General features: G+C 65.1%; 16 protein-coding genes and 1 tRNA gene. 7 read left to right on the forward strand and 10 right to left on the reverse strand.

Features of this window, described 5'->3' with window-relative positions; translation table 11 throughout:
* Positions 1–3: 3 nt before the first annotated feature.
* Complete coding sequence (locus QQ977_RS07620) at positions 4–402, forward strand: CopG family transcriptional regulator (RefSeq protein WP_285928577.1); 399 nt, start codon at positions 4–6, stop codon at positions 400–402.
* 12 nt (positions 403–414) lie between these two features.
* Here the strand turns inward: QQ977_RS07620 and QQ977_RS07625 are convergent, their stop codons facing one another.
* Positions 415–870: a DUF5814 domain-containing protein gene (locus QQ977_RS07625; RefSeq protein WP_285928579.1), complete on the reverse strand. Its 456-nt coding sequence runs from the start codon at positions 868–870 to the stop codon at positions 415–417.
* Positions 871–1024: 154 nt separating this feature from the next.
* Here QQ977_RS07625 and QQ977_RS07630 point away from each other — a divergent pair.
* Positions 1025–1097, forward strand: a tRNA-His gene (locus QQ977_RS07630).
* 186 nt (positions 1098–1283) lie between these two features.
* On the opposite strand, the gene QQ977_RS07635 is transcribed toward QQ977_RS07630, so the two are convergent.
* Complete coding sequence (locus tag QQ977_RS07635) at positions 1284–2507, reverse strand: CBS domain-containing protein (RefSeq protein WP_285928581.1); 1224 nt, start codon at positions 2505–2507, stop codon at positions 1284–1286.
* Positions 2508–2839: 332 nt separating this feature from the next.
* On the opposite strand from QQ977_RS07635, the gene QQ977_RS07640 reads away from it, so the two are divergent.
* The 3 genes from QQ977_RS07640 to QQ977_RS07650 all read left to right on the forward strand — a co-directional run bounded on the left by QQ977_RS07640 (position 2840) and on the right by QQ977_RS07650 (position 4679).
* The gene (locus QQ977_RS07640; protein ID WP_285928582.1) at positions 2840–3067 is read left to right on the forward strand and encodes a MarR family transcriptional regulator; all 228 of its coding nucleotides are present in this window, start codon (positions 2840–2842) and stop codon (positions 3065–3067) included.
* A 134-nt stretch (positions 3068–3201) separates the two neighbouring features.
* On the forward strand, positions 3202–3732 hold the full coding sequence (locus QQ977_RS07645) for a 50S ribosomal protein L16 (RefSeq protein WP_285928583.1): 531 nt from the start codon (positions 3202–3204) through the stop codon (positions 3730–3732).
* A 77-nt stretch (positions 3733–3809) separates the two neighbouring features.
* Complete coding sequence (locus tag QQ977_RS07650) at positions 3810–4679, forward strand: ATP-grasp domain-containing protein (protein WP_285928585.1); 870 nt, start codon at positions 3810–3812, stop codon at positions 4677–4679.
* 27 nt (positions 4680–4706) lie between these two features.
* Here QQ977_RS07650 and QQ977_RS07655 read toward each other — a convergent pair whose 3' ends face one another.
* The 4 genes from QQ977_RS07655 to QQ977_RS07670 all read right to left on the reverse strand — a co-directional run bounded on the left by QQ977_RS07655 (position 4707) and on the right by QQ977_RS07670 (position 7107).
* Positions 4707–5102 (reverse strand): Hsp20/alpha crystallin family protein, encoded by a 396-nt coding sequence (locus QQ977_RS07655; protein ID WP_285928587.1) that lies wholly within the window; start codon positions 5100–5102, stop codon positions 4707–4709.
* Between the two features lie 63 nt (positions 5103–5165).
* Positions 5166–6179: a type II glyceraldehyde-3-phosphate dehydrogenase gene (locus QQ977_RS07660; RefSeq protein ID WP_285928589.1), complete on the reverse strand. Its 1014-nt coding sequence runs from the start codon at positions 6177–6179 to the stop codon at positions 5166–5168.
* A 129-nt stretch (positions 6180–6308) separates the two neighbouring features.
* The gene (locus tag QQ977_RS07665; protein WP_285928591.1) at positions 6309–6470 is read right to left on the reverse strand and encodes a hypothetical protein; all 162 of its coding nucleotides are present in this window, start codon (positions 6468–6470) and stop codon (positions 6309–6311) included.
* Between the two features lie 97 nt (positions 6471–6567).
* Positions 6568–7107, reverse strand: a complete 540-nt coding sequence (locus QQ977_RS07670) for an HTH domain-containing protein (protein WP_285928592.1) — start codon at positions 7105–7107, stop codon at positions 6568–6570.
* Between the two features lie 120 nt (positions 7108–7227).
* On the opposite strand from QQ977_RS07670, the gene QQ977_RS07675 reads away from it, so the two are divergent.
* Together QQ977_RS07675 and QQ977_RS07680 are read left to right on the forward strand one after the other, a co-directional pair.
* On the forward strand, positions 7228–7746 hold the full coding sequence (locus QQ977_RS07675) for a gamma carbonic anhydrase family protein (protein WP_285928594.1): 519 nt from the start codon (positions 7228–7230) through the stop codon (positions 7744–7746).
* A 60-nt stretch (positions 7747–7806) separates the two neighbouring features.
* Complete coding sequence (locus tag QQ977_RS07680) at positions 7807–8862, forward strand: hypothetical protein (RefSeq protein WP_285928596.1); 1056 nt, start codon at positions 7807–7809, stop codon at positions 8860–8862.
* On the opposite strand, the gene QQ977_RS07685 is transcribed toward QQ977_RS07680, so the two are convergent.
* The 4 genes from QQ977_RS07685 to QQ977_RS07700 are packed head-to-tail and all read right to left on the reverse strand — an operon-like array spanning position 8859 to position 16139.
* Positions 8859–9365 carry an 8-oxo-dGTP diphosphatase gene (locus QQ977_RS07685; protein WP_285928598.1) on the reverse strand — a complete coding sequence of 169 codons (507 nt, stop codon included), beginning with the start codon at positions 9363–9365 and terminating at the stop codon, positions 8859–8861. The two genes, QQ977_RS07680 and QQ977_RS07685, sit on opposite strands and share 4 nt — an antisense overlap.
* 49 nt (positions 9366–9414) lie before the next feature.
* Entirely contained in the window at positions 9415–12969 is a 3555-nt protein-coding gene (locus QQ977_RS07690; protein WP_285928600.1) for an ATP-dependent DNA helicase, read from the reverse strand.
* A complete protein-coding gene (locus QQ977_RS07695; protein ID WP_285928602.1) occupies positions 12962–13990 on the reverse strand; it encodes a hypothetical protein in 1029 nt (342 codons plus the stop codon). The genes QQ977_RS07690 and QQ977_RS07695 overlap by 8 nt, the downstream gene beginning before the upstream one ends.
* Entirely contained in the window at positions 13983–16139 is a 2157-nt protein-coding gene (locus QQ977_RS07700; protein WP_285928603.1) for a hypothetical protein, read from the reverse strand. Before QQ977_RS07700 ends, QQ977_RS07695 begins: the two co-directional genes overlap by 8 nt.
* Between the last annotated feature and the right edge of the window lie 35 nt (positions 16140–16174).

Raw genomic sequence — 16174 nt, forward strand, 5'->3', positions numbered from 1 at the left:
ACCATGGGCAACAAGAACAAGACGATCTCGTTCCGGGTGAACGAAAAGGCGTTCGAGGCGCTCCAGGACATCGCCGAGGAACGCGATATCTCGTTGTCCGCAGTCTTCCGGGACTACGTCGACATGCTCGTCGAACACGACGGTCGGGTCGAGGTCGTGCCCGAGACCGAACTCGAGGAGCGCCGCCGCGACGACGGCGAACCGGCGTTTCCGCCGACCGTCGAGGTTCCAAAGAGCTTCGTACGCGAACACGAACGCCTCGAACTCGAGGCCGAACACCTCCGTGAGCAACTCGAAGAGCACAAAGCCTACGTGGCCGATCTCCGGGAACGACTCGAAGACGAAGAAGAGGTCCTGTTGCTCGACGATCTGGACGACGACGAACCCTATCAGGTCCGGTAGCCCCTCTATTTGTCACTTCGCGAGATCCTGTTTCGTCCGTCTGATCTCTGCTTGCTTGTCCTCGTCACCTTCGACCGCGGCGAGTGCTTCGGCTGCCTCGAGCGTCCGGACGCCCTGGTCGAGAAACGAGAGGACGTCGCCGGGATAGGCATAAACCATGTAGTCGTCGCTCATTACGTCCACGATGGCGTCGGGGCCGAGTCCCTGTGCGCGCAACTCGAGGACGTAGCGGATGAACTTCCGTTCCGGACAGCCACAGTAGGGGTTGTTGTCACAGCCACAGTCGAGAAAGTCCCCGGCGAAGTCGAGCACCCGCTCGCGGGTGGCGTCGTCTAACTTCTCGAGGCCGTCGCCCTGAAACAACACGTCGAGCGTCGCTCCCTTGAACGCGCCTTTCGGAATGGATGTCTCGAGCTGGGAGCTTAGCTGCTGGTGGTTCTTGACGTAGATCTTGTCGGTGAGGGCCACGCGTTGTCGGTCCTACGGGCGGGGCCGGCAAAAGCGCGATGGTCTCGTACGCGAGTGCGTTCGGCGAACGGACTGACCCCGTCGCGTCCGGCGACTGCGCCACGAGTCGTAACGTATTTCAGGCGCTCCCCGTTTAGCTACGGGTGCGAACGTGTCCGGGTTAGGGTAGTGGACTATCCTTCAGCCTTGTGGAGGCTGAGACGCGGGTTCGATTCTCGCACCCGGACTTTTTCACGACGACCGAAGGGAGGAGTGGAAAAGCCGAAAGGCGAGATCGAACCACGCGAGACGAGCGAAGCGAGTCTCGCAGTCGGGTTCGATTCTCGCACCCGTTACGGACTGCTGTAACTATTTCCCGGGACAACCGCGCCTCGTCTTGCGGTTGCCCCGGTACGGACTTACAGCAATCCGTATCAGTCTGCGGGCTGACTCGATTGCATCGGTTCGACCGCGCCGCTTTGTTGGATGATGTTCAGCGCTGTCATGACGTCGGTTCGGGTGATCAGCCCGACGAGATCGCCGTTTTCCGTGGGATCACCCTGTAGCTTCTCGCCCTCTGCGTCGTCGACGACCAGCAGGCGGCCGATTCGTTCCCGTTGCATGCGCTCGAGGGCGTCCATCGCATCCGCGTTGGGTGCGACGGTCTCGAGTTCGGTCGTCATCACGTCCTCGACGTGGTGGGCATCACGTTCGACGGGTTGGATCTGCTGGGCGTCGTCGAGCGTCACGAGGCCGACGAGGCGGCCGTCCTCGACGACGGGATAGCCCGTGTGGCGTTCGCTGAACATCCGCTGGACGAGTTCTGCGACGGTCGTATCCGGGGAGACGGTGTCCAGATCGGGTGCGGCCGTCATGATGTCGCTGACGGTGACGTCCGTGAATGCGGCTTTGATCACCACCTGCTGGGCCTCGCTCGAGGCGGCGATGTAGACGAAGACCGCGATACCGATGAGGATGATGTTGAACGTGAACAGGCCGAAGATTCCCATGAGGACGGCGAAGAACTTGCCGATGCCGGCGGCCTGTTGGGTCGCGCGCGTGTACGATTGATTACGAGCGAGCAGGGCTCGGAGCACGCGCCCACCGTCCATCGGGAACGCAGGGAGCATGTTGAAAATCGCAAGTGCGACGTTCAAGAATGCGAGATAGGCGAGGACGAACAGTGTACCGTTGAGCACCGTCGTCGGTGCGACGCCTTCGAGTACTGGTGTCAGCAAGAACAGCCCGTACGTGACGACGCCGACGAGGATGCTGACGATCGGACCGGCGATAGCGATGTTGAACTCCTTGCGCCAGTCTTCGGGCATCTCCGAGAGTGCGGCGATACCACCGAACAGCCAGAGGGTGATCGAGTCGATCGGAAATCCGTACCGCTGTGCGACGAGCGAGTGACCGAGTTCGTGTAAGAGAACGCCGACAAACAGGCCGATCGCCGCGACGAGCCCGAGGATCCACGGCGTCGTCCCCTCGGTCAGCGGGGCGATAACGATTCCGGCTCCCATGAGCTCGTTTAGAATTTCCGCGACCGGCTCGAGCTGTGCACCGATGAGATAGGCGAAAATCGGCAGTATGAGCAGGAACGTCAGATCCAGTTTGATCGGAATGCCAAACAGCGATCCAATCCGGAAACTCTTCATACCGGAAGATACTGGTGGCAACGTCTTAAACGCGCTGCCAACGCCGGTGAGTTCGCCGAAAGCGGTGGGTAGGAGGCGGGGTAGCGTGTCGAATCGGGTGGGATCGATCGTTCCGAAATACCGTGTAGAATGTTGGCATATTCCTCGTGAGCGTTATCTACGATGACGTGGTACGGTCTCGACCGACGCGACGATCGGTGGATCGTGGACTGACGTCTAGTTTTTGTTCGACTTTGGACAGTATATCGATATAATCTCATTAATATCGACTATGGTGTGTATACACAATGCAACGTAAGTTTATATGCAGTCGCGTCGTTCGTGTAGATACAATGATGGAACAGCAAGCCACGACACGTATCGATCCCGTTCCCGAGGAGCTCGCCTCGCCTCGAGCCAAACTGGTGTACCTCTATCTCGACGCAGCCGGCGGTGCGACGGTCGACGATCTGAACCAGACACTTGCGATGAAGAAGATCGCCATTTTGAGCGTACTGAACGAGTTAGCGAGCAACGACCTCGTCGAGAAAAACGGTGACGAATACGTCGCGACGAACTGATACTGCCGCTGTTTTCTTCCCAAGGACACGAGACGGTCTGGAACCGATCGCCCACGATTTCCCGCCGGCGTTACGGATCTTCGACGCTTCGAAGGCTTTATCCCCGCGGTAGGCTTCCTCTTCCGTAAGTAACCATGTCGGAGAAACCCGCCTCCATGTACCGGGACATCAGTAAACCGGCCTACACGCGCCGCGAGTACATCACTGGAATCCCGGGCTCGAAGATCGCACAGCACAAGATGGGTGACCTCGAGGCCGATTCCGAGGATTATCCCGTTCAGATCAGCCTCGTCACCGAAGAAGAAGTCCAGATCCGCCACGGCAGCCTCGAGGCCTCCCGCCTGTCGGCCAACCGCCACATGCTGAAAGAAGCCGGCGAAGGTAACTACAAGATGATCCTCCGGAAGTTCCCCCACCACGTCATCCGCGAGAACAAGCAGGCGACGGGTGCCGGGGCGGACCGCGTTTCCGACGGGATGCGTCAGTCGTTCGGCAAGATCGTCGGCACCGCTGCCCGCATTCAGCAGGGCGAACGGCTGTTTACGATCTGGTGTGACGTCGACGACGCCGACCACGCCAAGGAGGCGTTCCGTCGCGCCTACAACAAGATCACCCCGCCGTGTCGGATCGTCGTCGAGAAGGGCGAAGAGAAGCTGATCGCGTAACTCGACCGGTTACGCCGTACTCGTTTCGCACTGGGGCGACGGCCCACCTTTTTGCCCGCCCCGTTCGGACTACACGTATGATCGACCTCGCTGTCGCCAACCGGCAGGAGACGTTCGAGCGAATGTGCGGTCCGCTCTCCGAGCGAGGGATTCGCGCCCATCACGTCCCGGTATCCGAGCGAACGGTTCCCCTGGGCGAGGATGCCCCGTGGTCGACAGACGAGTTCGACGTCGGCTTCGTCTATCCCGGCCGACTGATGGAAGGCGGGGTCGCTGACGCACTCCTCGAGGTATCCTGGCTCAATGACCGCAAGGCCGTCTTGACCTCACGGAACAAAGCCGAGGTACTCGCCCGGCTCGAACGTGCTGACCTGCCGGTGCCCGACTCGGTCTACGTCTCGAGCGACGTCGGCGAAGCCGAACTGACGGCGGTCTTCGAGCGGCTCGAGCCGCCGATCGTCGTGAAACCGAACTCGACGACCCGCGGCGTCGGCGTCGCCAAGGCGTACGACCTGGATTCGTTTCTGGGGATCTGTGATTATCTCTCGCTCGTCCACGACTACCGGGCGACCGGCGACAAGTCGTTTCTGGTCCAGGAGTTTCTGCCCGACGCGGTCGACTACCGGGTGATGGTACTCGAAGGCGAGTACGTCGGCGCCGTCGAGCGCCGGCTCCCCGAGGACGTACACGCCGGCGGCCAGTGGAAACACAACGTCCACCGTGGGGCGAAAGCGGCGGGCGTTTCGCTTCCCGAGCCGTGGCGAGAGATCGCCGAAGCGGTCGCGTGTGAACTCGAGATTCCGTTTCTCGGCGTCGACCTCCTCGTGACCGGCGATCGCGTCGTCGTCACCGAGACGAACGCCCGGCCGACGATCGACGCGGCGACGAAGTACGAACCCGGCTTCTACGATCGGCTGGCGGATTCGATACGCGCCGCTAGAGAGTGAAGCCGGGAGAACCGCCGAGCGGGACCGCTACTCGAGGCTGATGTCCGAGGATCGATCGGCCGGCTCGAAGACGACCTCGAGGACGCCGTTGTTGTAGGAGGCGGTGGCGGTGTGTTCGTTGACCCGGCGGGGAAGCGAGACGCGTTCGTCGTACTCGCGGTGGTCGCTTCGAGCCGAGATGGTCAGGGTCTCCCCGTCGCACTCGAGGTCGATGTTGTCTTTCTCGACGCCGGGGAGGTCGGCGACGACGCGGATCTCGTCGTCGGTGTCGTGGACGTCGACGTGGGTATCCGTGCCGAATCCGGTATCGACGCTTGCGTTCGACTCGAAGTCGACGTTCGCACCGCTCATCATCTCGTTCATCATCCGTTCGATCTCTCTGAAAAAGTCGTCGAAGGGCTCGTCGCGGTCGTCTCGGCGCATACTCGCCCGTAGCGGCCGACGCGGCAAAAACCTTCTGTCGGTGCGAATTTTCGAGCCCTTTATCTAGAGGCCGATACCGAGCGTCTCGTCGGTCGTCTCCATGCTCTCTGTGGCGTCTGCCGTTCCGGTTACGGCGCGGATGGCGTCGATGTTTTCGGGGACGACGTCGCTTTCCTGGTGAATGCCCTGGAAGAGATAGAGGTCCCGTCCGACGGTCGAGATCGACTCCTCCCAGATACAGTTCTCCCAGAGGTCGCCACGCGGGCGGCCGGCGTCTAAGGCGTACTCCTTGAGTTTGCCGCTGCCGTCGATGGCCATCCGCTCGGGGATCAGGAACAGCCGGCTCTCGTCGGCGAACAACTCGCGAACGTCCGCGGCGTCGACCTCCTCGGAGAGCGTGACGTTCAGGCTGTGCATGTGCATCAGCGTTGCGGGCACCTTCATCCCGAGCGTGTCGATCTTGAGGTCCGGGAAGATGGTGTTGACGTCGGGGCCGTGGTGAGACGGGACGGTGACCGGGTTCGGGAGGATGTCGTTGATCGGACCCCGCGAGGTCTGACCTGGGTCGCCACCGCGACGAACCAGCGTCGCGCGAACCTTCTCGACGCCGTAGGTCTCGCGAAGCGGTGCGATGACCCGCGAGAGGCCGGTCGTGTTACAGGAGACGACCCGAACGTGGTCGGCACCCGTTGCCTCCGCGAAGTTCGACCGGGCGTTGAAACTGACCTCGGCTAAGTCGGCGTCCTCGCCACCCTGGTAGAGTGCGGGGGTGTCGTGTTCTTCATACAGCGCTTTGTTTTCGGCCCCGATTCCAGAGGGCGTCGCGTCGACGACGACGTCTGCTGCGTCGACCAGCTCGTCGACCTGTCCGGCGATCTCGAGGCCGGCCGCTGCGAACTGGTCGGCGCGCTCCTCGACGGCGGCATAGAGCGGAAATCCGTTCTCGATCGCGGTTTCTGCCTCGAAGTTCGGTCGGGTCTTCGCGACGCCGCGTACCTCCATGTCCGGCTGTTGTCGGACGGCATCAGCGACGCGTTTCCCGATCGTGCCGTACCCGTTGATGGCGACCTGCAGCATGTACCCGAAAATCCAGTACCGAGGCGGATAACCGTTTCGAGGCTTCTCGAGCGATTTTTTACTCACGGGGGAGTTCTCACTCGAGCCCCGGTCCGCCGAGAGCCACCATGGAATCGGCTCGACAACGCCCTACCGGCCGGTGATGATGTTCGTGCTCTCACAGCGAGGACACTGTGTCATCCGGCCGAGACCGGGGACCTCGACGCGGTTCCACTCGTCGTCGCCGCCCGGCGCTTCGAACCCACAGTTCAGACACCGTGATCGTTCGACTGCCGATGGTTCGCTGGCCATACCTGCTATCACGGCTCGTGGTACCATAGAACTTTCCACGCCGTCTCGAACTCGTCCACCGCTCGAGCGAAACGACCACGACCCGCGGCCTCGCCGTTTACCGGGGATAGCCGCGACGGTATCGCCGGGGCTGCTCGTCCGCCGATCGATCGCTCGAGTCGTCGAACGCGAGCGTCGGGTCCGTGGCCTCGCCGCAGACCAGCGCCTCGAGTCGATCGAGCACGTCGATCGTTCGGTCGCCGTCGCGTGAGGGGGCGACGTGGACGACGTTCCCGCCGCGATACTCCGCCAGCGCGATCGACGGTAGCCGACAGATTTCGAAGGTCTCGCCGGTGAGTTTCGACTCGACGTGACGCATCCGGAAGAACGGCTCGAGCTGACGGCCGGTGCGGTCGGCCCACGTCTCGAACGACGCGATCGTCGTTTCGATCCGCTCGAGCTGTGGGATCGATCGCACGCGGTCGGTCCGCTGGAACGCCCGTCCCCAGACACCGACCCTGACCGAGTCGATCGAATCTCGCGTCTCGAGACGGTCGACGAACTCGAGGGCCCGGTCGTGTGCTGGCCCCGCAGTCATGGGATCGAACGACCGGAGCCAGAGTTCAACGGCCTTTCCGTCCGGCGAGTGATCGATCACGGGTGTTCTCCGTCGAGGCTGTCCACGGACTGTGTCAAAAGCGTTGTCGAGACGTCGTGATAGCTTACGCCGTTTTGGCGGAGGACAAACGTTTTGGACGCAGGTCTGGTCACGAGGGACATGGTCGATAGCAGACGATACGAGTTCGAGGGGACCGAACCGTCGATCCACGAGGACGCACGTGTCAGTCGAGAGGCGACGCTGGTCGGAGACGTGACGATCGAAGCCGAGGCGAGCATCTGGCCGGGCGTCGTCTGCCGGGGTGACGTCGCGCCGGTCACCGTCGGCCGGATGACACACGTCGGGGACAACGCAACGTTGCACGCGTCGCAACTTGGCGAACAGGTGATGTGTGGCCACGGCGCGATACTCAACGACGCGGTCGTCGAGGACGACGCGCTCGTGGGGTTCAACGCGACGCTCAACTCCAGCGTACACGTCGGTGCGGGGAGTATCGTCGCCTCCGGGACGGTGGTGCCCGAAGGCTACGACATTCCGCCCGAATCGTTCGTCAGAGGTGTCCCCGCCTCGGTGTCGCCGCTTTCTGAGACGACGATCGATCCCGACGAGATCTTCGAAGAGCACTCCTCGGGGGCGTACACGAATCTGGCACAGCGACACGGCCCGCTGTTCGAGTGAGCCGACAGTCTGCCGCAACGACTCAACAAAACATATACCGTTCTGGTAGCACCGGTCCGTATGCACCGAAGACGACTCCTCTCTGTTGCCGGCGTCTCGCTTGCATCGCTCTCGCTCGCCGGCTGTCTCGATGACGACGATACTGACGGCCCCGCCGACGACGGGGGCGACAGTACCGGCGGTGACGAGGGATCCGGCGACGGCGCCGACGATTCAGAGCCCAGCGTCGACGCGCGGGCGCGAATCGAGTCGGCCGACGAAACCCTCGAGGAGGCGCTCGAAAAGTTCGACGACGCCCTCGACGAGGCCGACGATCCGACCGGCGACGGTACACACGCCATCGAGACGCGGCCCATCGAGACGCTGCTCGACGACGCCGCGGCCGACCTCGAGGCTGCTCGCGCGGACGCGACCGACGAGCAACTGACGACGATCGATGCCCTCGAGGAGACGGTCGAGTTCTTCCGTGCATTCGTCGACGTGTTCAGGGAACTCGGCGACGCGCTCGATGAGATCGACACCGCCGACGTCTACCTCGAGCAAGACCGGTTCGAGGACGCCCTCGGGTCGCTCGAGCGCGCCGAAGACCACGTCGACGACGCGATCGGCCACCTGAACGTCGCGCAGTCGACTTTCGAGACCATCGACCCGGACGCACTCGAAGACCTCGACGACGTCGACTACGTCGAGATGGAGATCGCCCTCGAGGACGTCGACGACGCGCTCTGGGCGATCGACGTCCTCGTCGTCGGCCTCCGGCAGCTGGTCGAGGGAATGATTCCGTTCGAGACCGCAGTCACGGAGTTCGAAGCCCAACGATACGACGTCGCCACGGCGGAGTTTTCGACCGCCTCGAACGAACTCTACACGGCCCACACCACCTTCAGAGACGCCGAAGACGACGCACCAGCGGCGTTTCGCGAGGACATCATCGAACTAGCCTGTACGGCGGACGCACTTAGCGAGGCTGCAGAATCCCTCTCACGGGCCGTGGAGGCGCTCGACGAGGGCAGCGACGCCGACGCCCACGACCACCTCGACGCGGCCGACGAAGCGATTGAGCGTGCCGAACGCTGTGGCGGGGAGGAAACAAGCACTCAGCTCTCGTTGCTCTAGCTCGGCGGCTCACTCCCGTCCCCGATCGAGTCGTCCCACACACCCCACTCGAGGTCACTCTCGACGAAGTCGGCCTCGTCTAACGGTTCACCACCCTCGAAGTGAAACGTCCCGGTGACGGTCCGTCCGTCGAGGACGCCGGGCAGCCACAACCGGTCGTCCTCCCACATCTGCTCGTACGGAACGTCCTCGATCGGGACCCACTCCGGACGGGCCTCCGTAGAAGGTGTCGGCTCGCCAGCGAACGAATCGGTCCGGAAGACGTGACAGTGGGTGTGTGCGTCTCCGTCCAGGTAGAAGGTGAGTTCGCCCGCTTTCTCGAGTTCGGTCACCTCGAGACCGACCTCCTCGCGGACCTCCCGTCTCGCACATTCCCTGGGCGTCTCGCCGGTCTCGAGCTTGCCGCCGGGGCCGTTGTACCACCCCTCGCCCAGACCGCGTCGTTTCTCGATCAACAGTACCTCGTCGTCACGGACGACGAAACACAGCGTCGCCTCGATCATCGGCGACGATACGGACGCCGGCGAGTAAAACGTCGCGACTCGGAATTCGTTACTTCTCGTCGTCGCCATCTGGACCACAGCCCAGCGAACGGTGAGCACAGAACCGGCAGTGGTCTCCGGGCTCGGTCTCGGCGAACGAGGGGTCGTCGACGGCCGCGAGTCGCTCCCGGACCGACGACCAGGCAGGCAGCTCGTCCCGGTCGAACAGGTCGACGGCCGGCCCCGCCTCGCCGACGTAGACGTAGCCGGCCCGCGAAATCGCCTCGTCGAAGCGATCCCGACAGGCCCGCAGGTACAGGCGAAGCTGGACGGCGTCGTCGGGATCGACGCGCTCGTTCGTCGTCTTGTAATCGAGCACGACGACCTCGCCGTCGGGCGTCCGTCGAACCGCGTCGACGTAGCCGACGACCTCGCCGCCGATCCCGTCGACGTCGGCGAGCGAAAAGGGGAGTTCGGCCGCGAGGGGCTCCCACTCGCGGACGGGCGTCTCGATCCCGGACGCGGTCGCCTCGAAGTACCGATCGATGCAGGCGAGGACGGCCTCGCGGCCGTCGGTCCGGTCCCGGGCCGTGAGCTGTCGGTCGGCGGCTTCACGCCACGCGTCCCGACTACGGTACTCGCGGTGAAACGCCTCCTCGGCGACGGCGTGAAAGAGCCGGCCGACGATCCGTGCGTCGTCGCCGTCCTCGGGCGGATCTGCGACCGCGTCGACGACGTGATCGAGGTAGTGTTTGCGCGGACACTCACCGTGAGTTCGCACGGCGGAGTAGCTGTGGCGTACGGCCACGGGGACGTCGGTCGCACTCGAGAGCGTCTCGACGGGAAATCTGGTGGTTTCGGTCGAGAGCGCGCTCGCGCTGCGGTCCGCCGGAACCCGAACCTCGTCGACGTGAGAGGCCGCGTCGGCCGCCGGGAGCAACGTCTCGGATCGGAGCAACCGCCCGAGCCGGTGGACCGTCTCGATCGCCTCCCGGCTCTCGAGAGGTTCGACCGACCGGTCGGCGTACCCTTCGTAGTAGGTGATCGTTCCCGGCGTCTCGTCGGCCGAGCGTGCGATCTCGTCGGTCCGGTCGGCGACGGTCTCGGGGTAGGTCTCCCGGACCCGCTCGACGCTCTCGGTCAGGCGATCCCAGAGGTCCATCCGCCGGCCGGCGACGTCCCACTCGATCGGATCGGCCAGACAGGTCTCGGCGGTCGAGACTCCGAGCTGGTCGTCTTCACCCTCGTAGTCGTAGCTCGAGCCGAACAGGAACAGGTGGTTCTCGGCGCGAGTGAGCGCGACGTGGAGTACGCGCCACTCCTCGCCGACCGTTTCCGCTGCGAGGTCTGCACACAGCGGCGAGTCGACGTCGTCGTCGATCGTCGCTGCGAGCAGCCGCTCGCGGGCGCGGTTCGTGTAATCGCGTTCGACGCACCACTCCTCGTCGGAGAGATACGGTACGAGTACGGTGTCGAACTCGAGGCCTTTCGCCTGGTGGACGGTCATCACGTCCACGCAGTCTTCGGATCGGCTGCCCCGATCGTAGCCAGTCCGGCCGCCGGTCAGTGCCCGCTCGAGGGCGTCGACGAACTCCTCGGTGAGCGTCGCGAGCACCGAGTCGGGATCGTAGCTCTCTGCGAACCGTTCGATCCGCTCGAGATCCGCCCGTTCGTCGCTCTCTGTGAACCACTCGAGGCGGGTCAGTTCGCGAAACCGCCGGACGAACCCGCCGAGCGGGTAGACCTCGCGTACGGTCTCGAGCTCCGTGAGGTGCTCGCGAGCGCGCTCGAGGGCCTCGGGATCCGCGAAGGCGCTCTCGTCGGTCAGGTCGGCCGAAAGCAGCCCCTCGTACAGCGATCCCGATGGTCTGGCCAGACGCGCGAGGTCGGCTCGGGAGACGCGGTAGCGATACAGCAGCACCCGCCGGAGGTGGACGTCGGCTCCCGGCTCGACCAGCACCCGGAGATAGGAGACGACGGTCCGGATTCCCGGCGAGAGGTCGCTTCCGGCCGAGCCCGACACCTCGTGTGGAATCTGTCGCTCGCGGAGCTCGTCGGCGACCGCCCGGGCGTGGCGGTTCGTACGGACGATCACGGCCACGTCCGACAGCGACCGCCGCGGAACGTCCTCGAGTTCGCCGTTTAACAGCCGTGAGACCGTCGTCGCGACCTGCTGGGCCGGCGAGGAGTCGATCGCGTCGCTCGCGACTCTCCCGACGCGAAGCGGCGGCTCCGGCTCGTCGTACTCGCCGGGCGTTCGCCCCACCTCCCGGAGCGTCTTCGGCGAGTCGAAGTCGTAGGCACACTCGTTGGTCAGGTCGAGAATCTCCTGTTTCGAACGGAAGTTCAACTCGAGAGCGACGGATTCGTGATCGTCGTAGGCGTCGGCGAGGCGATCTAGCCCCTCGCGGTCGGTGCCGCGCCAGCCGTAGATCGACTGGTCTTTGTCACCGATCGCGAAGAGGTCCGGACGGTCCGGCCCCGCAGTCAGCCGCCGGACGAGTTCGAACTGGGTGGCGTCTGTGTCCTGGAACTCGTCGCAGTATACCTGCTCCCACCGCCCGGTGATCTCGCCTGTAAATCGCTCGTCGGCGAGCAGATCGGTCGCCGTCCGGACGAGGTCGTCGAAGTCGGCGATCCCCTCTCGTTCGAGCGTCGCCCGGTAGTCGGCGTAGACTGCGGTGTAGTGACGGGCCAGCCGGAGGAACTCGACGTAGCTTCCGAGCCGGCCGATCGGAGTTTGCTCGAGGCGGTCGGTCGCTTCGCCTGTGATCTGGTTGCAAAAGAGCGCCCGTGGCAGGTGTTTCGTCGTCGGTTCGGCGAGCGAGAGCGTCTCGCGGACGTTCGTCACGCAGCCTTGCAAGACCGCGACGTAGCGATCGACGTCGGCGACGACCGGATCGTCGCGGTACTCCTCGGGCGCTTCGGCGATTTTCTCCTGACAGATCGTCAACAGCTTGCCGTACTCGAGCAGCGACTCCCGGGCCGTCTCGAGGTGGGCCTCGCCGTCGAAGTACCGAAGCGCCTCGTTGTCGAACGACAGCGTCTCCTCGGCCTGCTGTTCGAGCCGGAGGACGAACTGGGCGAGTAACTCGAGGGTGCGAACGTCCGGCAGCCGTCTCGTGAGGTCGTCGGGATCGATCCCCTCCTGGCTCATCACCCGGACGAAGTGGTCGATCTCCGCTGTGAGGTCGTCGACGGAGCCGTCGCCGCCGGTCGTAGCGAACTCGTAGTCGTTCTCCGCGAGCAGCCGCCGGACGATGCGACGCCGGCCACGCCCGGTGACGACGTCGAACTCCGGCGAGCGACCGATGGCGTAGGCGTACTCGCGGACGAGCCGGTGACACAGCGAGTGATAGGTGTAGACGTCGATGTCGGCTGCCGTCGCCGGTCCCAGCCGTTCGCGGACGGCCTCCCGGATGCTCGCGGCGGTCTCGTTCGCGAACGTGAGCACGAGCACGTCGCCGGGGTCGACGCCGTCGCGATCGATCGCCCGTTCGATTCGCATGAGCATCGTCGTCGTCTTTCCCGTTCCCGCGCCGGCGTCGACGGAGATACACGCCGCCTCGCTCTCGAGGGCTGCAGGCTGGTTTCCCCGCGGCTCGAGTGGCTCGTCCTCACCCATCGAACGCCACCTCCCTCGAGAGCCGATCGGCACAACAGACCGCGTACTCGCAGTCGGGACAGGCGTCGGCGGCGACCCGGTCCCACACCGGCGTCGGATCGAACTCGCCGTCGACCAGCGCCGCGAGCGTTTCAGCGAGTCGGTTCTCGACGGTCCGGTTGCGGTGTTCGTGAGTCATCCCGAAGGTGTGGTGGTCGAGAAAGACCTCGGTCAGGTCGACGGTGTCGACCGACGCCTCGACGCGCTCGCCGACCCAGTCGACCGAGACGTTCGAGCGATCGGCCACCGACACGAGGACGTACCGGCAGGTGCGCTCGTCCAGTCCGAGCCGGTCGCAAAGCTCGCGCAGCCCCTCGAGGACGACTGCAGTCTCGAGGAGAGCGCCGACTGCGTCGGGGTCGGTCCGCTCGGCGTCGGGATCGAAGTGATCGGTGAAGAGGGCGGCGACGTCTCCCTCCCAGCTCGAGCGGTACCGCAAGAGCCCGAGGGGTACAGTCGTCGGCACGAATCGCACGCCCACGAGCGACGCGCCGTCTGCGGTGACGTAGTCGACCGTCGATTCGACCGCGACCGACCGGTTTCGTTCCGTCTCGGGCAGCGAGATCGGCGCTCGCAGCGGCCGGTCCGGACCGACAAACTCGCCGTCGGCGGCTTCGCGAAGTCGTTCGAGGCCGCGGGCGTGATCGGTCCCAACCGTCTCGACGTAGGCTTCGACCGTCGCCTCGAGGACGCGTTTCTCGTGACGACGCTGTGTGTGCGAGTGAAACCGGTCGTCGCCGTCGGGCCACACTGCGTCGAGCCGATCGGTCGCGGCGTCTACGAGTGCGCCGGGATCGGTCGTCCCCGTCTCGAGGGAGGCACAGAGTGCCCGTCGCAACGGCTCGAGTCGCGGTGTCTCGGTCGCCCCGTCCTCGGCGGCAAGATCCTGGACGTGGGCCAGCTCGTACCGGCGGGGACAGTGCAGGTAGGTCCACAGCCCGTCGACCGTACACTGCGGACGGTCCGTATCCTCGTCACTCATCCCGACACACCTCCCCGGCGGCGAACTCGAATCCAGACCGGACGGCGTTTGCGAGCTCCGGATCGACGGCTCCCTCCGCAAGAACGAGTGCGATCTCCTCGAACAGCGCCTCCGTCTCGGCGAGGTCGGCCTCGCCGCCGGTGCTCGCCTCCCGGAGCACGCGCTCGAGTTCGCCTCGTGGCTCGGCGAGCAGGGCCTCGAGGGCACGTGCGTCGCCGTCGATCGCGGCCCTGCGAGCGCGGGCGTCGACGTCCTCGAGGGTGATCTCGGGATGGGACGCGAGCAGTCGAACGTAGCGTGACTCCTCGCGGGTCCGCCGGAGACCGCCGGCCTCGCGTTCGTACGAGCAGAGATACAGTCGCGACCGTGCTGCTCGCGTCCCGATCGCGAGTCGTCGACGCGCTCGTTCGGCGTGGTAGGCCTCGAAGGCGTTGCCGACCTCGTCGGCGTCGACGGGTGTGAACGTCCGGTCGACGTCGGCTGGCGACGGGTCGGTGACGGCGGGATAGGCCGGCATCGACTCGAGCCACGGCTGGGGAAACAGCTGTGTCAGGTGTTGCTCGCCCGGATACTGACGCTCGACGAGATCGAGCAGGAAGACGACCTCGCGACGGTCGTACTTGAGGTCGGTGACGGCACAGACGGTGACCCCGCCCGAATCAGGACTGGTTTCGACGTCGTGGGCGTAGGGGGCGTCGTACTCGATCGTCCGCCGGAGCATCCGTCGGAGCCCGTCCCAGTCGGGCGCGACGGCGTCTGTGTCCTCGACGAAGCGAGCAATTGCGAGCACGCGACGGACGTTCTCGAAGCTCTCTCGCGCGTCGACCCACACCTCCTCCCTGGCGAGCCGGCCTTTGAGCTCCGTCGCGACGACCCAGCGCTCGAGCGACCGCCGGAGGCTCGAGCCGACGCAGTCGGCGACGAGTGCGGACGAGAACTCGGGGACGCGGGCGGCAAGACGGTCGCGTGCCCGCTCGCGGTCGTAGTCGGCGTTGTACGCGACGAACGCGTAGAGCTCGTTGACCGCGGGATCTTGCTCGAGGGCGGGCGTGCCGACCGTCGCCGTTGGAATCCCTGCGTCCCGGAGGTGTGATCGGGCGTCGGGAACCCGTTCGACGGTCGGAACCGCGACCGCAACGTCGTCGTAGCGCCAGTCGTGGCGGGACAGAAGCGTCTGGATCTCGGTCGCGACCTGGCGGTCCTGTTCGCGAGCGGTCCCGGCGCGGATGCGACGGGCGCTTCCCGGTTCGTCGCCGGTCGAACCCGTCGCGAGCCAGCGGGTGATCGGTCGGTGGTCGGGCGTTGGCCGATCTCGTCGCTCGGACGTCGGATCCGAGCTCGGCACGCCCTCCTCGCGGGACTCGGGTGTGAGACCGGCGGCGATCTCCTCGAGCGAGCCCACTTCGACGCGTGCCCGCTCGACGCTCGCGTGGCGTTCGCCCAGGCAGACGAGGTCGGCGTCGGCTGAAAGCGCCGCGAGGTAGCGGCGGTCGAGACGCCGACACTCTTCGAACTCGACCGCGAGGACGGCGTCGAACGACGAACACACCCGCGTTCGCAGTTCGTCGGCGTCGTCCTCGAGCAGCGAGACGGCCCGCGGGATCACGTCCGCACGCTCGAGGTATCCCCGCCTTGCGAGCTCCTCGTGAAACCGGTCGTTCGTCGCGTAGAGGAACTCGAGACACGGATGTATCTCTTCGGTCTCGAGCTCGTCCAGGCGGATCCGCTGGCGGGTCGCCTCGAGCAGGAGCTGTCCGACGTCGCGGGCAAAGCTGTCGTGATCGCGTGCGCGCTCGAGATACTCGGGAAGCTCACGGTTCGCACCGGCGACGACCATCGAGAGCAGCTCGATCCGTTCCTCGTAGGACAGCCGGTCGAGCGTCGGGTCGTACTCTTCGATCACCTTCGAGGCGTGTTCGGGCACCGACTCGACGCGAGCGGAGCGGGCCGCACCGGTTTCGGTCTCGACGGTCGACAGTGCCTCGCGGAGACGCTCGAGACCCGCCGGGAGCCGCTTCAGGACGAGTACGTTTCGTGGCCCGTACTCGTCGGCGAGCGCTGCGTACTCGTCTGCGACGACCTCGAGGAGGTCGGGACGAAGCGCCGGGAAAGCGATGAGCGTCCCCTCGAGGTCCGGTGCTGTGGTCATCGACTGTCGGTTCTATGTGACCGTCTCGTATTTAA

The sequence above is a fragment of the Natrialbaceae archaeon AArc-T1-2 genome (assembly GCF_030273315.1).
Classification (GTDB): Archaea; Halobacteriota; Halobacteria; order Halobacteriales; family Natrialbaceae; genus Tc-Br11-E2g1.